Here is a 15,483-nt window from a genome sequence, read left to right on the forward strand (position 1 = left end):
GGAGAGGCTGCGGGGTGCTGTCAAACGGTGTGTTTCGGGAGGACAGGATGTGCTGAAAGAGGCCGGCCAGCGCGATATCGCGGGATTGTTGCAGCAGTTGGGAGATGGGCTGATCGGGCATGAGAGCCTGATCGAGCGAATGACGATCGCGCTGTTGACCGGGGGGCATCTGCTGGTCGAAGGGGCGCCGGGGCTGGCCAAGACGCGGGCGGTGAAATGCCTTGCGAAGGCGGTGGAAGGGTCGTTCGCGCGTATTCAATGCACGCCCGACCTGATGCCGGCCGACCTGACCGGTACGCCAGTCTACAAGCCCGGCGATGGCAGTTTCGAGTTCGTCAAAGGGCCGGTCTTTCACAACCTCGTCTTGGTGGACGAGATCAACCGGGCGCCGCCCAAGGTGCAGTCGGCCCTGCTGGAGGCGATGGGCGAAGGACAGGTCACGGCAGGCAGCGAGACGCACGGTTTGCCCGATCCGTTCCTGGTGGTGGCGACGCAGAACCCGATCGAGCACGAGGGGACCTTTCCGCTGCCCGAGGCGCAGCTGGACCGGTTCCTGCTACACGTGGTGCTCGACTTGCCGGATCTCGAGACCGAGCGGGCGATCCTGAACCTTGTCGAGGCCGAGACGCATGGCGAGGCGGTGGCGTCGGACGCAACGATCAGCCAGCAAAGCCTGAAGGAGGCGCGCAAGGCGGTGGCGGACGTGCATCTGGCCGCGGAGTTGCGTGACTATATCGTGCGGCTGGTGATGGCGACGCGGGGCGGGGATTTGGCCGGGGATATCCAGCACGCGGTGTCGCCGCGCGGCACGCTCGCGCTGGCGGCGGCGGCGCGGGCGCGGGCGTTTCTGAAGGGGCGCGACCATGCGCTGCCCGAGGACGTGGCGGCCTTGGCACCCGATGCGCTGGCGCACCGGATGGTGCTGAGCTGGCGGGCGATGGCCGAGGGGCGCCGGGCAAGGGACGTGGTGGCGGATATCGTCAAAGCGGTGGAGCCGCTGTGAGTGCCGCGTTGGAGCAGCCGGGGGTCCGGCTTGCCGCCGGGGACCTGATCGCGCTGCGCGCCCATGCGCTGACCGGGCCGGGCGGCGCGGAGCAATGCGCCACGCTGCCCGGAGGCCATGCGACACGGGTCAAGGGGCAGGGGATCGAGGTGGCGGATATCCGGGACTACCTGCCCGGCGACGACATCCGGCATCTGGACCGGGCGAGCACGGCGCGGACCGGCAAGCTGCATGTGCGGCAGTTTCAGGCGGAGCGAGACCGGGTGCGGTACCTTGTGGCCGATATGCGCAGCGAGATGCTGTGGGGCTTGCGCCGGGCGCTGTTGTCGGTGGCGGCCGCCGAGGCGCTGGTTCTGGATGCCTGGCCGCTGATCGAGCAGGGCGGGCGTGTCGGGCTCTTGGCGGTGACGGACCGGGATGTGACCGTGGTGCCGCCACGCGGGCGCATCCGCGGGATGCTGGACGTGATCGGCGGGCTGGTGGAGGCCCATGCACGGGCGCTGGAGGATGCGGCGCAGGACAAGGGCTCGACCGGCGGGGCGCTGTCGCTGGACCGGGCGCTGCACCGGCTGGAGCGGCTGGCGCCATCGGGGGCGGAGATCGTGATCGCCTCGGGGTTCGACGCGCCGGGCGAGGAACTGGTGAAGGTGCTGGACGGGTTGGGGCAAAGGCGGGCAATCCGGCTGCTTTTGGTGTCGAACACCGACGCGTTGCCGGCGGGCCGGTACCCGGTACGGCTGGCCGATGGGCGACGGGCGAATTTGCGGATCGGTGTGAATGACTCGGTTCCGACAATGGTACGCATCGCGGGGCGCGAGGCGCTGGTGGTGGATGCCGGGGCCGACCCACGCGAGACGGCGCGGGTCTTGATCCGCTATCACGATGAGCATGCGGCATGAGCGGCGCGCCCCTTTCCGAAGCGGCGATGCGCGACAGCCTGCTGGATATAAGGTTGCCGCCGGGAGGCGCGGTGGAGGCCGTGGCGGACGTCCTGGTGTCGGCGGGGCTGGCGGGGTGTGCTGCGCTACTGGTGATCGGAGGGTTGCGGCTGGCATTTACGCGACGGCGCAGCGGCGCGACACCGGGGGTTGAGGCGCGTATTGCCGCGCTGGCGGAGTTGCCCGAGGACGCACGGCGCGTGGGTTTGCTGCACTTGCTGAAGGAGGTTGCGCCGGAGCGGTATGATGCGTTGCGCCCCACTCTGTACCGGCGGGAGGCGGAGATCGACGTGGAGGCGGAGGTGAGGGCGCATGTTTGAGCTCGCGCAGCCGCTGGCGCTGTTGCTGCTGCCGCTGCCGTGGTTGGTGCAGCGGTTCGTGGCGGCGCGGAGTGCGGGGGGACGGGCCTTGGTGCTGCCACGCCGTGTCGGCGAGGATCTGCTGGATCGAGCGCGACGCGGCGGCGTGGGCGTGGCGGGCGTGCCGCTGCGCGATGGAGCGTTGTGGATGGCCTGGGCGCTGCTGGTGGTGGCGTTGTCCGGTCCGAGGGATCTTGCGCCGGTGTCGGCGCTGAAGGTGTCGGGACGGGACCTGGCAATTGCGCTGGATCTGTCCGGCTCGATGGTGCGGGACGATTTCGACCTCGACGGCCGGCAGGTGACGCGGCTGGAGGCGGTGCAGACCGTCGGCGCGGAGTTTGCCCGGCGGCGGGGCGGCGACCGGCTGGCGCTGATCGTGTTTGGCTCGGAGGCCTATTACGCGACGCCCTTCACGTTCGACATCGAGGCGGTGGCGCAGGAGATCGAGACCTCGGTGATCGGCATCTCGGGGCGGGCGACGAACGTCTCGGACGGTCTGGGCCTTGCGCTGAAACGGATGAAGGACAGCGATGCGGCGAGCAAGGTGGTGATCCTGCTGTCGGACGGGGTGAACAACGCGGGCGCGACGAAGCCGCTGGGCGTGGCCGAGCTGGCCGCCCGGATGGGGGTGCGGGTGCATACCATCGCGCTGGGACCCAAAGACCTGGAGAGTGCCGAGGAAGGCGAGCGCGGCGTGGTGGATGCGCGGAGCTTGCGGGCGATTGCGGAGGTCTCGGGCGGCGAGAGTTTCCGGGTGCGCACGACCGAGGATCTGCAGCAGGTGGCGGATGCGCTGGACCGGCTGGAGGCGAATGACAGCGACGGGCTGGCTGCCGAAATCTATCGAGATTACTGGCCCTGGCCCGCCGCGGCGGCTGCGTTGCTGTGCCTATTCGTGATCGCGAGGGACCCGGCATGAGCCTGGACGTCACCCTGCTGCGGCCCCTGTGGCTGTTGGCGCTGCCCGTGCTGGCGGGGCTGGCGTGGTGGCTTTGGTCGCAGCGGCAGGGGTTGGGCGACTGGCAGCGGGCGGCGGACCCGGGCATGATCCGCGCGATGGCGGCGCTGGGCCGGGTCGAGGCGCAGTCGGGGCGGTCGGGGCTGTGGGCCGGGATGGCGGTGCTGGTGATCGCGGTGCTGGCGCTGGCGGGACCGGCGGTGGAGCGGCGGGACACGCCCAGTTTTCGCAACCTCGACGGGGTGCTGTTCGTGGTCGATGCCTCGAGCAGTGTGACGGAGGATGACCGCTGGCCGCAGATGCAGGCGCTGGGGCGGTTCGGGCTGGCCAACCTGGGAACGCGGCCCGGGGGAATCGTGGTCTATGGCGGGGACGCCTATCTGGCGACGGGCATGACGCTGGATCATTTGCAGCTTGGGCAGACGTTTTCGTTGATCGGGCCGGAGCTGGTGCCCGACCCCGGCACAAGGCCCGCGCGCGCATTGGCGCTGGCGGTGGCGCGGCTGGAAGAGGCCGAGATCATCGCGGGGGACGTGGTGCTTTTCACAGATGGGGCGGGGTTGGGGCCGGAGAGTTTGCGGCTGGCGGCACGGCTGTCGGAGATCGGGGCAAGGCTGTCGTTGGTTGGGATGGGCGACGCACCGGCGCTCGTGACCCATGCGCAGGCAGGCGGCGGGCGGGTCTTTGGGCTGAACGACGCGGAGGCGCTGGCCGGCTGGCTGGGGCAGGACATGGCGGCGCGGCTGGAGCGGCAGGATTATCCGCTGATTTTCTGGAGCGACATGGGTCGGTACCTGCTATTACTGGCCGCCGTGCCGATGCTGCTGATGTTCCGCAGGCAGGCCGCATGAGGGGGCTGGCGCTGATAACGGCGGTGTTCCTGCTGGCCGGCCTGAGCCTGGGCGGGACGGCGTCGTTCGGGCGCGTGTTGTTGGCGGTCGGGTTGCCGGGATGGGCGGCGGAGGTGTTCGACGCGCCGGACTGGCGGGGCGTGGCGCGGTTCCGCGCGGGCGAATACGGCGCGGCGGCGGAGGCCTTCGCGGCGGCCGGGCAGGACTATAACCTCGGAAATGCGCGGGCTTTCGAGGGGGAGTATGCGCAGGCTTTGGAATCCTATGATCTTGCCATTGCAGCTGGGGATCCGCGGGCGCGGGCGAATTTCGATGTGGTCGCGGCCTATTACGCGGGCCTTGCGATCGACCCCGAGGCGCTGGCCGTGCTGCCTGACCGCAAGCGTGGGTCTACTGCCGACGCTGAGGTGGGGCAGGGCGACGCGCGTGCGGCCTCGACCGGCGACGGGGTCAGCAATACCGGCGCGGTGCTGGGCATGGCGGAGCTGGAAAGCCGTGGCAAGCTGGGCGTACGGCGCGTGTTCAAGGATTACTTCATGGTGGCCGACGAGCGCTGGCTCTTGCAGTTGGAGGACGTGCCGGGGGAATTCATGTCCGAGCGGATCTTGCAGGAACACAAGCGGCGCAGGAAACTGGGACTGTCGCCGCCCGATCCGGAGGATCCGGGATGATGAGTGTTTGTGAGACGCGCGCCTCGGTTCCGCCCCGGCCCTCGAGCCGGGGCCCGTCGCCGGGGAAGGCGAGAGGTCCCGGATCAGGTCCGGGACGGGAGGTTCATGTGTTTGCGCTCGGCGTGTTGGCGCTTGCGATGCTCGTGCTGCTGATGCCGGCAGTGGCGTTCGGGCAGTCGCGCGAAGTGCGGCCGGGGGAATTGGCGCTGGAGGTCAGCGTGGAAGAGCGGCAAGCGACGCCCTACACGCAGGAAATGGTGCTTTTGACCATCCGCGGCACCTATCGGCGCTATATCACCCGGGAAAAACTGGTGCAGCCGGAGCTGGAGGGGTTCAACTGGTCACAGCTGGGACCCGACACCTGGCGCGATGAGCGCGTGGACGGGCGTAAGGTCAAGGTCTTTATCCGGCGCATGGCGGTTTACCCGGAACGGCCCGGCGAACTGACCATCGGGGCGTTTCGGCACCGGCTGACGCTGACCGACGAGGGCGACGACTGGTTCGAGCACGACGTCGCGTCCGAGCCGATCACGATCAAGGTGGACCCGGCGCCGGCGGATGGCGACTGGTGGTTCCCGGTGCGGCAACTGGAAGTGTCGGACCAGTGGTCGAACGCGCCCGACCAGCTGACGCCGGGAGAAGGCGTGTTGCGGGTGATCCGCGTCGAGGCGCTGGGCGCCACGCCCGAGATGATCCCGCCGATGCCGGAGCTTAGCTCGCCTTCGGGCATGATTTTTGCCCACCCGGAAAAGCGGCTTATCCAACTGACGCCGGAGGGACCGAAGACCATCGCCTTCTGGCGCTGGACGATCCGGCCGGGCAATGACGTGTCGGCGGTCGTGGAGCCCTTGAGCTTTGACTATTACGACACAACCATGCGCGAAAAGCGGACGGTGGAGATCAACGCGCAGCGGGTGGCCTATGGCGCACGCGTGAGGGCAAGTGCGCCCGGTGCCCAGGCGACCGCGCAGGCCGTGCCCGAACCCGCCGAGGCGGTGTTGCCGGGCGGTCCGGCGCTGGCTGCTGCACTGGCGGTTTTCGCGGCGGCGCTGGCGCTGGGGCTGCGCGGTCGGGCGTGGTCGGGCGTGCCGCGGCTATCGGACTGGGTGCCGGGGTGGCACCCTCAGCGACGTGCGCTGCGCCGTGCGGCGCGGGCCGGGCGGGTCGGTGAGGTGCGGAAGGCTCTGGTGGCACTTTCAGGAGCGGATCCGGGAGCCGAGACGTACCGCAAGCGGTTGGCGGAACTGGATCGGGCGGTCTATTCCGGCGCGGCCCCGCCGGGCGACGTGACGCGGTTCGCCCGCTAGTTGCACACGGGCGCCCCCGGCTGTTTCCGATTTCGCGGGGAACTTGCCCGCTGTGCGATTGGCCAAGCATTGCCGGTTCGGACAGGCCTGCGCCAAATGGTTGATCATTCTCGATTTGGTGCTAGGTTTCCATTTGGGAGGATCGGCATGTTGGCAGCAAGAGATGAATGCGCGGACGCGCAGCCTGTGTCGTCGGTGATGATCGTGGACGACCATCCGCTGTACAGCGACGCGCTGGAAACGGCGCTGACGCTGGGATTCCCCGAGTGCAAAATCCGCAAGGCGGGCAGTCTTCAGGCGTGCTTCGACCTGTTGGACCAGGAGTTTCACCCCGATCTGGTGATGTTCGACCTGAAGTTGCCGGACGTGACCGGGGTGTCGGGTTTCGAGAAATTGCGCGAGCGGTTGCCCGAGGCGCGCGTGCTTGTGATCTCGTCGCTGGCGTCGAGCGAACTGGTGCACACGCTTTTGCGATCGGGCGCGATGGGATTCCTGCCAAAGGACGCCTCGGCCAAAACGCTGCAATTCGCGGTGTCCGAGATCACCGCCGGGCGGCGTTACATTCCCGCCGAGTACGTCAATGTCGAGGAGGCAGGCGGCGAGGACGATCTGTTCAAGACGACGCCCGAGCTGAGCATCCTGACGCCGCAGCAGGTTAATATCCTGAAGCTGATTTGCGCGGGCAAGCCCAACAAGCAGATCGCTTACGAGCTGTCGCTGGCGGAAGCCACGGTCAAGGCGCATATCACCGCGCTGTTGCGCCGGCTGGACGTGCGCAACCGGACCCAGGCGGTGGTGTTCGTGGAGTCGGTGATGGCGCGTCATGCCGAACCCGAGGCGCGCGCCTTTTTGCAGCACTAGGCGCGGGCACGTGAAGCCTGCCCCCCCTGAATTTGTCATGATCGGGGAATCCCGGGCCCCGGATCCCGCGAGCGCCGTCGCCGAGGCGGCCGAGGGGCTGGCGGGCAAGGGGCTTTGTTTCGTATTTGCGGTCCTGCCCGACAGTCTTGATGTGCAGGAAACCAGCGCGATTCTGTCCGAGGCGTTCCAGGGCGTGCCGGTCTTCGGGTGCAGTTCTGCCGGGCAGATCACCACCGACGGGTATGACGATCAGGCGCTGTTGTTGATGGGCTTCCCGCGCAGGAACTTCCGCTGTGCCTCGATGCTGTTCCGGGACCTGCACCCGGACCACGCCACGGCCTTTGCCGCCGAGGCGCAAAAACAGGCGGAGCGGTTCCGGCACACCGCCGGCTGGAACCGGTTCGCGCTGATCGTGGCGGACGGGTTGTCCAAGCAGGAGGATCTGCTGGTCTCGACGCTTGACGCGGTTCTGGGCGACGTGCCGATTTTCGGCGGCTCGGCGGGAGACGGGCTGAAGTTCGAGCGGACCTTCGTTCTGCATGACGGTGAGACGCATTCCAATGCCGCGATGCTGTTGCTGATCGAGACCGACCTGCAGTTCCAGGGCGTGGCCTTCGATCATTTTCAGCCCGAGGGCGCGCAGATCGTCATCACCTCGGCCGATCCCGAGGACCGGCTGGTCTACGAGATCAACGGGGCGCCGGCGGCGGAGGAATACGCGCGGCTGGTGGGCTGCCCGCCCGAGGCGCTGAGCCCGGAGGTGTTTGCAGAAAACCCGATGATGCTGCGCCACAACCTGACGCATTACGCCCGTGCGATCAGCGATGCCAAGCCGGGCGGTGCTCTGTCGTTGCTGGCGGCCATCGACGACGGGTTGATCCTGACGCTGGGCAAGGCGCAAGGCAGCCTGGATGCGCTGCACGCGGGTCTGTCAACGCGGGATGCGGCGGGGCGCGAGCCGGATTTCATCCTTGGCTTCGACTGTTTCCTGCGGCGGCTGGAATTCGAACACAAGCAGCTGACGCATGAGGTGTCGAATATCCTGCGCGCCCACCGGGTGATCGGGTTCAACACCTATGGAGAGCAGAAATCCGGCCTGCACATGAACCAGACCTTCGTGGGCGTGGCGTTCTTCAAACCCGAAGCGCGGGTGCTGAACTGATGCTGGTGAACCCCGACGAGCCGCTGGATGTACAGGTCGAGCGCCAGGCGCGGATCATCGACGCGCTGATGCGGCGGGCGAACCGGCAGGACGATGTGCGCCCCTCGGCGTTTCGTGCGTTCCAGTCCGCCATCGAGTTGCAGGAGAAGATGCAGGCGCAGGGCCGCGACCTGGCGCGCGCGGTGTCGGAGCTGGAGACGGTGCGCGGCGAGCAGGAGCGGATGCGCAAGAGCCTGGTGGCGGCGCTGTCGTCGATGGAGGGTGGCTTTGCCCTGTTTATCGACGGCAAGCTGGAGCTTTGCAATCACCTGTTTTTGCAGCTTTTCCCGGATATCTCGAACAAGATCGACACGGGGCTGTCGATCGGCCGGTTCTTTGCGCGGCTGGTGTCGAGCAAGTTCTTCCGCTCGGCCGACCGTAACCTGGCCACGCTGCCCACCACGCTTGAGAAGCGGCGCGACGAAGGCGTGATCACCTCGGTCATGATCGAGATGGCCGACGACCGCTGGTTCCAGCTGAGCGCGCAGCACACGTCGGGCGACAACGTCGTGCTTCTGTTGACCGAGATCACCGATTTCGTGCGGCGCAACCGGTCGGAAAAGGAAAGCCTGATCGACCGGCAGGAGGATTACCTGAAGGCGGTGTTCCAGACGCTGACTTCGGGGGTATGCACGTTTACGTCCCGGGGGCGCGTGCTGATGCATAACGCGCAGTTCCGGGAGCTTTTGAACGTGCCGGCGTCCCATGTCGCGGAAGGTGAGCCGGTGACGGCGCTGGTGGATTATCTTTTCGACACCGGCCTGACCGTGGAAGGCGGTGATACGAGCATCGAGGGGATGTATCGCAAGCTGGTCAAGCAGGGTGCGTTTCGACAGCGCGTGCGGCTGGGCCCGATGCGGGTGCTGGAACTGCACATGCACGAGATGCCCGACAGCGGATACCTGGTGGAGGTCGAGGACGTCACGCTGGAGGCGCAGGCGACCGAAACGCTGGAGCGCCGGGTGATGGAACGCACGGCCGAGCTGACCCGTGCCAACGAGAAGCTGACCGAGGAATACGAGAAGAAGGCGCGGGTCGAGGAAGCATTGCGCGATGCCAAGGACAAGGCGGAGAAGGCTGTGTCGTCGAAGACGCGCTTTCTGGCCGCCGCGTCTCATGACCTGTTGCAGCCGATCAATGCCGCGAAGCTGTTGATCTCGACCCTGCTGGAGACGTCGCGGCACACCGACATGCACGGGCTGGTCGAGCGGCTGGAAGGGTCGTTTCGCTCGACCGAGCAACTGCTGCACTTGCTCTTGGACATCTCGCGGCTGGAAAGTGCGGCGCCTGACACCGTGTCGCCGCTGGTGGTGAACCTGACGGCGATGATGAACAGTATCCATGCCGACCAGAGCCTGGTGGCCGAGCAGAAGAACGTCCGGCTGAAGATGGTGCCCTGTTCGGTGCTGGTGCGGTCGGACCCGGTGTACCTGTTGCGGTCGATCCAGAACCTGGTGGTGAACGCGATCCAGTATACCCAGCCCGGGGGGCGCGTGCTGGTCGGGTGCCGCCGGCGCAAGGGGCGCGTTGTGCTGGAGGTGTGGGACACCGGCATCGGGATCCCCAAGCGCGACCAGCAGCGGGTGTTCGAGGAGTTCGCGCGCGCCGATGGCGAGAAGCTGGCCGCGGGCGTCGGCCTGGGCCTGTCGGTGGTGGAGCGGGCCTGTCGCCTGCTGGGGCACAAGCTGTCGGTGAAATCCAAGCCCGGCGTTGGGTCGGTCTTTCGGATCGAGTTGGAGACGGTCGTGGATGCGCCGGCGGTCAATGAGCCGCTGAGCCTTGCATCCAACGCCGATGACCTGCTGGAAAACCAGATCGTGCTGCTGATCGAGAACGACGAGGATGTTCTGTTCGGCACCACCAAGCGGTTGGAGCAATGGGGGGCCGACGTGCTGGCCTGCCGATCGATCGACGAGGCGGTGACCTGTGTCGAGGATATGGGCATGGCGCCCGACATCATCCTGGCGGATTACACGCTGGACGATGACGAGACCGGCGTGGATGCCATAGCGAAGGTGCGCAAGCTGACCGGCGTGCATGTGCCGGCGATCCTGATCACCGCCGACCGCAGCCCCAGGGTGCGGGCGGCGGGGCTGACCTATGACATCTCGGTGATCTACAAGCCGGTGAAGCTGAACCGGTTGCGGCCGCTGATGGCGTGGAAGATCGGTCAGCAAGGGGATGCCGAGGGACAGGGTGATACGAAAGTGGCCGGTGACAGCGCTGCCGGAGCCTTTAGTGTCTGGTCCGAATAGGGAGGAGATTGAGCATGATGACGCGTCTGACAAGCGCCCTGATCGGGGTTGCCCTGAGCTGTGCCACGGCTGTGGCCGCCCCGCTGAACGGGCAGGAAACATATGACCTGTTGTTCAAGAACGGCACGCTGGACGAGGTGTCGCGTGACACGTCCCTGGTTTACCAGAGGGAGGTCAGTAACGCGCTGGCGCCCGATGCGGCGGAGCGTGACAGCGGCAAGGTGGCGCTGACCGTGGGCGAGGGCGAGAGCCCGATGGCGGTGCTGGAACTGCGGCAGGGCGAGAAGTACCGCAAGCTGGGACAGTTCCCGGCAAGCGTGGGCAACCCGATGATCATGTTCTTCTACGAGAGCACGGTGCGCGACATGGCCGAGAGTGCCGGCGGCAGCAAGTTCTACATCCGCAACCGGGTGAAGGAGGCGCTGGTGCAGCCGAACGAGGTGACGATGGGCGAGGCCGAGTATGACGGTGCGACGGTCGAGACGCAGACGGTGACGATGCAGCCCTTTGCCGAGGACCCGAACCGCGCCCAGATGCGCGGCTTTGGTGATTTGGAGCTGACGGTCACGATGTCCGAGGACGTGCCGGGCTGGTATCTGAGCCTCTTGGCCGAGGCGCCGGGGCCGGAGGGCGGTGAGGGGTACCGTTCGGAAGTGACATTCGAAACGCTGGAGGAGGCGACGCAATGAGACAGCCGTTTGAGTTCAGTCCCCCCCGTCCCGGGCTTGACCCGGGACCTCTGCGCGCGAAGGCCGGGAGGCCCCGGCTCGGGGGCCGGGGCGGCGTAGGGCGGATGGCTGGTGCTGTTCTGGCGTCGATGCTGATTGCAGTGCCGGGCCTGGCGCTGGGCCAGACCGCCGCCGAACGCTTGAACGATTTCCCCACCGCGGCGCGGGCGGATTACGTCTTTGCCTGCATGTCCACGAACGGTACGACGCGCGAGATGCTGCAGAAATGTTCGTGCTCGGTGGACGAGGTGGCGCAGATCCTGTCCTACGAGGAATACCTGGAAGCCGAGACGGTGTTGTCGATGCGCCGGGTGGGCGGCGAGCGCATGGCGGTGTTTAACAGCTCGGCCGCCGCGGCGAACCTGGTGGCGGAGCTGCGCCGGGCGCAGGCCGAGGCAGAGATCGTCTGCTTCTGAACCGACCTCAGCTGGTCGGTTCGACCTCTTTCTTGCCGGGCATGGTGCGGTAGACCAAGGGCGCGTCGGTGTTGGACGCGTGGGTGTCCGCCTGTGCTTGTAGCGCCCCGTGATGCGGCGACTTGATGCAGACCGGATCTGTTGCGGCGGGGTCGCCGACGATGGCCATGGCCTGGCACCGGCAGCCGCCGAAATCCACCAGCTTGCGGTCGCAGGACTTGCAAGGCTCCTGCATCCAGTCGGTGCCGCGATAGGCGTTGAAGGCGCTGCTCTGGTACCAGATCTCGTCCAGCGGCTTGTCGCGCACGTTTTCGAATTCGAGATGCGGGATGGATTGCGCGGCGTGGCAGGGCAGAACCTGCCCGTCTGGGGCGACGTTGAGGCCCGTGCTGCCCCAGCCGCCCATGCAGCGCTTGGGGTAATCGTCGTGATAATCCGCGGGCACGTAGTCGATCACCAGTTTGCCTTTGAGGGCGGCGCGGGATTCGGCGACGATGCGGGTGGCCTCGCGGGCCTGTTCCTTGGTCGGCATGAGGGTGTCGAGGTTCTTGAGGGCCCAGCCGTGGAATTGCACGGTCGCAACCTCGATCCGGCGGGCGCCCATTTCCTGTGCCATCTCGATGGCGCGGGGCAGCTGGTGCAGGTTGCGCCGGTGCAGGACGGCGTTGAGCGTCAGGGGAAAGCCGATCTGGCCGATCCACTCGGCCACCTGCATCTTGCGCTTGTAGCCGCCGTTATAGCCGCCGATTTCGTCGGCCATTTCGGGCGTGGTGCCTTGCAGGGACAGCTGGATGTGGTCGAGGCCGGCCTCGTCCAGTTCTTTCAGCCGGCGCTCGGTCAGGCCGATGCCGGAGGTGATGAGGTTGGTATAGAGCCCCGCATCGCGGGCGGCCTGTACGAGCGGAACGAGATCGCGGCGGGAGGCGGGCTCGCCGCCCGAGAGGTGGAGTTGCAGCACGCCGAGCCTTGCCGCCTCGTCGAAGACGCGGACCCAGGTTTCGGTGTCCAGTTCGCTGTCCTGCCGGGCCAGTTCCACGGGGTTGGAACAATAGGGGCAGGAGAGCGGACAGCGGTGTGTCAGCTCGGCGAGCATGGCGATTGGGGCGGGTATTTTCATTGCGCTACGTCCAGAAATCTGCGGTCGCGCAGGGCCGTAAGGAAGCCGTTGCTGTCCTCGGTGATCTGCTCGACCGGGGCGTTGTACTTGTCCGACAGGGCCTGCGTGATCTCGCCGAAGCTGCGCTGCCCATCGACCTCGGTCAGGATGGCGTGGCCGATCTGGTCGAGGGTGATGGCGCGTTCGGGCGCGAGAAGAACCCACGTGTCGCGCACCTTGTCGAAATGCAGGCGCACGCCGCGGGGCAGGGAGGGAATGTCGGAAGCGATCATCAGGAGGCCCTTTCGAGCAGCAGCCCTTCGCCCGGTTGCCAGCCGCCGGGCGGAATGCGGGCGGGTTCGACATAGGCGCTCCAGAGGGCGTCGAGCTGGGACCAGAGCACGTCTGTCTTGAAGATCAGCGCGTTCGCGGCGGCGTCCTGCTTTTCCTGCGTGTCGGCGTGGTCGAGCACCCAGGCGAGGCCGAAGGCGACGTCCTTGGGTGCTTCTTTCAAACGGGTCTTGAAGTAGCTGAGCGAACTGTCGTCAGCGAAGTCGTAGTTCTTCAAGAGGCCCTCGATCCGGTTGGCGTGGATCTTGGGGGCGAAGAGCTCGGTGAGGGACGAGGCAACGGCCTCCAGCAGGGTCTTGTCGCGGACGAAGCGGACATAGGCGTCGCAGGCGAATTTGGTGGCCGGCAGGACGCCCTCGCGGGAGGCGACATAGGCCGGGTCGAGGCCCACGGCCTCGGCCAGCCGGAGCCAGCGCTTGATGCCGCCTTCGTTCTCTGCGGTGCCGTCGTGATCCTCGATCCGGCTGCGCCAGGCGCGGCGCAGGTCGGGGTCTTCGACGCGGCTCATGAAGGCGGCGTCCTTCATCGGGATCGTGTGCTGGTAGTAGTAGCGGTTCAGAACCCAGGCGCGGACCTGGTCGGGCGTGCAGTCGCCGCCATGCAGGCGGTCGTGGAACGGGTGCAGGTCGTGATACCGCTCGGCGCCGATCTTGCGCAGGCGGGCTTCGAACTCTTCGCGGCTTTGCGTCATGGGGTGATCTCCATTCCGTCCTGTCCGATGATCCAGCCCGCTGCCTGTGCCTCGGCCTTTTCCGCCGAATTGGGGCGCAGCACCGGGTTGGTGTTGTTCATGTGCACGAAGACCTTCTTGCCGATATCCACCCCCGCGAAGGCGGCGATGGAGCCGTCGGGACCGGACATGGACATGTGGCCCATGCGCTGGCCCGTCTTCTTTCCCAGCCCGGCGCGGACCATTTCATCGTCGCGCCAGAGCGTGCCGTCGAAAAAGACCATGTCGGCCCCCTGAAGGCGCTCGCGCAGGTCGTCGGTGAGGCGGGCGCAGCCGGGGATGTAGAAGGCCGTCGTGTCGCCGTTTTCCAGAACGACGCCGACGGTCTGTTCGCCCATCAGGTCGGTCTCGACCGTCTCGCCCTCCATGTAGAGCGGCACCTTGCCGGGGACAGCGAAAAGCGTCGCGGTGAGGTCGGGGGCCAGTTCGAACGGCGCGTCGAGGGCGATGTTGGTGCGGGTCACGACGTCGGCATTGAGCGCGTCGAATATGGGATTGGCAGCCAGCACCTCGTGAATGCCCTTGGTTGCGAACAGCGTGAAGGGCTGCATCTCGCGTAAGGTAAGCAGGCCGGCCACGTGGTCGATATCGCCATTGGTTACCAGCACGGACGTGAGCGGCAGTTTGCGCAGGTCCGTCGGATAAAGCGCGGGCGTGTGCGACATCTGCTCCCGAATGTCCGGAGAGGCGTTCAGAATTGCCCAATCAACACCGTTTCCGGTGACGGCGAGGGACGATTGCGATTGTGAGGGTATGTCGCCTGAACGTGCAAGGTTGCAGTTGTCACAACCACAATTCCACTGGGGCAGGCCGCCCCCGGCAGCAGCGCCGAGTATTTGCGCGCGGAATGACATCAAGTATCCTCCCGCGCGCAAGCAGTCTTAGATCAGGACTTCGCGCTCTTCGTCGAAGTCAGGTCCGTACATGTTGATTTCCATGCCGCATTCGATTTCGCGGATGATCGGTTTTGCCCATGCCATGATGGTATCCTCCTTTGAATGACAGTTTAAAGATGACAAGTCGGCCGCGTTATTGCGACTCTTAATTTCTGTGAAACGCTTAGACTTTAGTCCCGGTTCCCGGCGTCGGTACGTGGTGCAAGGCCGTCTATGACGAAGCCCTGGTTGCGTACTGTCTTGATCTCGAAAGCAAAATCGGCGTCGCGGAGTTTCTTCCGCAAATAGCCGATATAGACGTCCACCACGTTTTCGTTACCCGAGCCCTCGGCCTGCCAAAGCGCATCGAAGATGTCGCCGCGTGGCAGGGGGGTGCCGTCGTGGGCGATCAGAAGGCGCAGAAGGTCGTCTTCGCGCTCGGTCAGAGAGACCTTGGCGGTCTCGGTCTGCAGGACGCGGTCGGCGTTCAGCGTGGCGGGCTGCGGGCGCTGCGACGTGGCGCGGCGTTCCTGCACGCGCAGGCGGGCGACCAGCTCTTCGAAGCTGAAGGGTTTGACCACGTAATCGTCGGCCCCGGCCTCGAGACCCGCGGTGCGGTGTTCGACGTCAGAGAGTGCCGAGAGCATCAGGATGGGCAGGGTGGCGCCGTCTTCGCGGGCGCGGCGCACGAGGTCGAGGCCGCTGTCGGCGCCCAGCATGACGTCGATGATGGCGCCCGAGAAGGTCTCGGCGCGCAGTTTGTCTAGCGCGTGGTCGTAGCGGTTGACCGTTTCGGCCTGATAGCCGTGCAGACCCAGCCCCCGCGCCAGGGCGGAGGTGATTTCCGGGTCGTCGTCGACGATCAGGAGGCGGGTCATGGTGA

18 protein-coding genes are annotated in these 15,483 nt (G+C 66.5%); 12 read left to right on the forward strand and 6 right to left on the reverse strand.

What is annotated here, in order from left to right; translation table 11 throughout:
* The first annotated feature begins 49 nt into the window (after nt 1-49).
* The 12 genes from C2I35_RS20500 to C2I35_RS20555 all read left to right on the forward strand — a co-directional run bounded on the left by C2I35_RS20500 (nt 50) and on the right by C2I35_RS20555 (nt 11,548).
* Entirely contained in the window at nt 50-1,003 is a 954-nt protein-coding gene (locus C2I35_RS20500) for an AAA family ATPase (protein WP_245890574.1), read from the forward strand.
* Nucleotides 1,000-1,902, forward strand: a complete 903-nt coding sequence (locus C2I35_RS20505; RefSeq protein ID WP_103764908.1) for a DUF58 domain-containing protein — start codon at nt 1,000-1,002, stop codon at nt 1,900-1,902. Before C2I35_RS20500 ends, C2I35_RS20505 begins: the two co-directional genes overlap by 4 nt.
* Entirely contained in the window at nt 1,899-2,261 is a 363-nt protein-coding gene (locus tag C2I35_RS20510; RefSeq protein ID WP_103764909.1) for a hypothetical protein, read from the forward strand. The genes C2I35_RS20505 and C2I35_RS20510 overlap by 4 nt, the downstream gene beginning before the upstream one ends.
* Nucleotides 2,254-3,219 (forward strand): VWA domain-containing protein, encoded by a 966-nt coding sequence (locus C2I35_RS20515; protein ID WP_103764910.1) that lies wholly within the window; start codon nt 2,254-2,256, stop codon nt 3,217-3,219. The genes C2I35_RS20510 and C2I35_RS20515 overlap by 8 nt, the downstream gene beginning before the upstream one ends.
* A complete protein-coding gene (locus C2I35_RS20520) occupies nt 3,216-4,109 on the forward strand; it encodes a vWA domain-containing protein (protein WP_103764911.1) in 894 nt (297 codons plus the stop codon). The genes C2I35_RS20515 and C2I35_RS20520 overlap by 4 nt, the downstream gene beginning before the upstream one ends.
* A complete protein-coding gene (locus tag C2I35_RS20525; protein WP_103764912.1) occupies nt 4,106-4,780 on the forward strand; it encodes a hypothetical protein in 675 nt (224 codons plus the stop codon). The genes C2I35_RS20520 and C2I35_RS20525 overlap by 4 nt, the downstream gene beginning before the upstream one ends.
* A 107-nt stretch (nt 4,781-4,887) precedes the next feature.
* A complete protein-coding gene (locus C2I35_RS20530; RefSeq protein WP_245890575.1) occupies nt 4,888-6,087 on the forward strand; it encodes a hypothetical protein in 1,200 nt (399 codons plus the stop codon).
* 147 nt (nt 6,088-6,234) lie between these two features.
* A complete protein-coding gene (locus C2I35_RS20535) occupies nt 6,235-6,948 on the forward strand; it encodes a LuxR C-terminal-related transcriptional regulator (RefSeq protein WP_103764913.1) in 714 nt (237 codons plus the stop codon).
* A 37-nt stretch (nt 6,949-6,985) separates the two neighbouring features.
* On the forward strand, nt 6,986-8,110 hold the full coding sequence (locus C2I35_RS20540; RefSeq protein WP_245890576.1) for an FIST N-terminal domain-containing protein: 1,125 nt from the start codon (nt 6,986-6,988) through the stop codon (nt 8,108-8,110).
* Nucleotides 8,110-10,404, forward strand: a complete 2,295-nt coding sequence (locus C2I35_RS20545; RefSeq protein ID WP_103764915.1) for a hybrid sensor histidine kinase/response regulator — start codon at nt 8,110-8,112, stop codon at nt 10,402-10,404. The genes C2I35_RS20540 and C2I35_RS20545 overlap by 1 nt, the downstream gene beginning before the upstream one ends.
* A 14-nt stretch (nt 10,405-10,418) precedes the next feature.
* Entirely contained in the window at nt 10,419-11,093 is a 675-nt protein-coding gene (locus C2I35_RS20550) for a hypothetical protein (protein ID WP_211286201.1), read from the forward strand.
* Nucleotides 11,094-11,197: 104 nt separating this feature from the next.
* Nucleotides 11,198-11,548 (forward strand): hypothetical protein, encoded by a 351-nt coding sequence (locus C2I35_RS20555; protein WP_103764916.1) that lies wholly within the window; start codon nt 11,198-11,200, stop codon nt 11,546-11,548.
* Between the two features lie 7 nt (nt 11,549-11,555).
* On the opposite strand, the gene pqqE is transcribed toward C2I35_RS20555, so the two are convergent.
* The 6 genes from pqqE to C2I35_RS20585 all read right to left on the reverse strand — a co-directional run bounded on the left by pqqE (nt 11,556) and on the right by C2I35_RS20585 (nt 15,478).
* Nucleotides 11,556-12,665, reverse strand: coding sequence for a pyrroloquinoline quinone biosynthesis protein PqqE (gene pqqE / locus C2I35_RS20560; protein ID WP_103764917.1), 1,110 nt, complete (start codon nt 12,663-12,665; stop codon nt 11,556-11,558).
* A complete protein-coding gene (gene pqqD, locus C2I35_RS20565) occupies nt 12,662-12,937 on the reverse strand; it encodes a pyrroloquinoline quinone biosynthesis peptide chaperone PqqD (RefSeq protein WP_103764918.1) in 276 nt (91 codons plus the stop codon). Before pqqD ends, pqqE begins: the two co-directional genes overlap by 4 nt.
* Nucleotides 12,937-13,686 carry a pyrroloquinoline-quinone synthase PqqC gene (pqqC, locus tag C2I35_RS20570; protein WP_057796099.1) on the reverse strand — a complete coding sequence of 250 codons (750 nt, stop codon included), beginning with the start codon at nt 13,684-13,686 and terminating at the stop codon, nt 12,937-12,939. Before pqqC ends, pqqD begins: the two co-directional genes overlap by 1 nt.
* Nucleotides 13,683-14,579, reverse strand: a complete 897-nt coding sequence (pqqB, locus tag C2I35_RS20575; protein ID WP_103764919.1) for a pyrroloquinoline quinone biosynthesis protein PqqB — start codon at nt 14,577-14,579, stop codon at nt 13,683-13,685. The genes pqqC and pqqB overlap by 4 nt, the downstream gene beginning before the upstream one ends.
* Before the next feature lie 27 nt (nt 14,580-14,606).
* A complete protein-coding gene (gene pqqA, locus C2I35_RS20580) occupies nt 14,607-14,705 on the reverse strand; it encodes a pyrroloquinoline quinone precursor peptide PqqA (RefSeq protein WP_057796095.1) in 99 nt (32 codons plus the stop codon).
* An 86-nt stretch (nt 14,706-14,791) separates the two neighbouring features.
* Complete coding sequence (locus C2I35_RS20585; protein ID WP_103764920.1) at nt 14,792-15,478, reverse strand: response regulator transcription factor; 687 nt, start codon at nt 15,476-15,478, stop codon at nt 14,792-14,794.
* Nucleotides 15,479-15,483 lie beyond the last annotated feature (5 nt).

This window comes from Roseovarius confluentis, from assembly GCF_002917925.1.
Lineage (GTDB): Bacteria > Pseudomonadota > Alphaproteobacteria > Rhodobacterales > Rhodobacteraceae > Roseovarius > Roseovarius confluentis.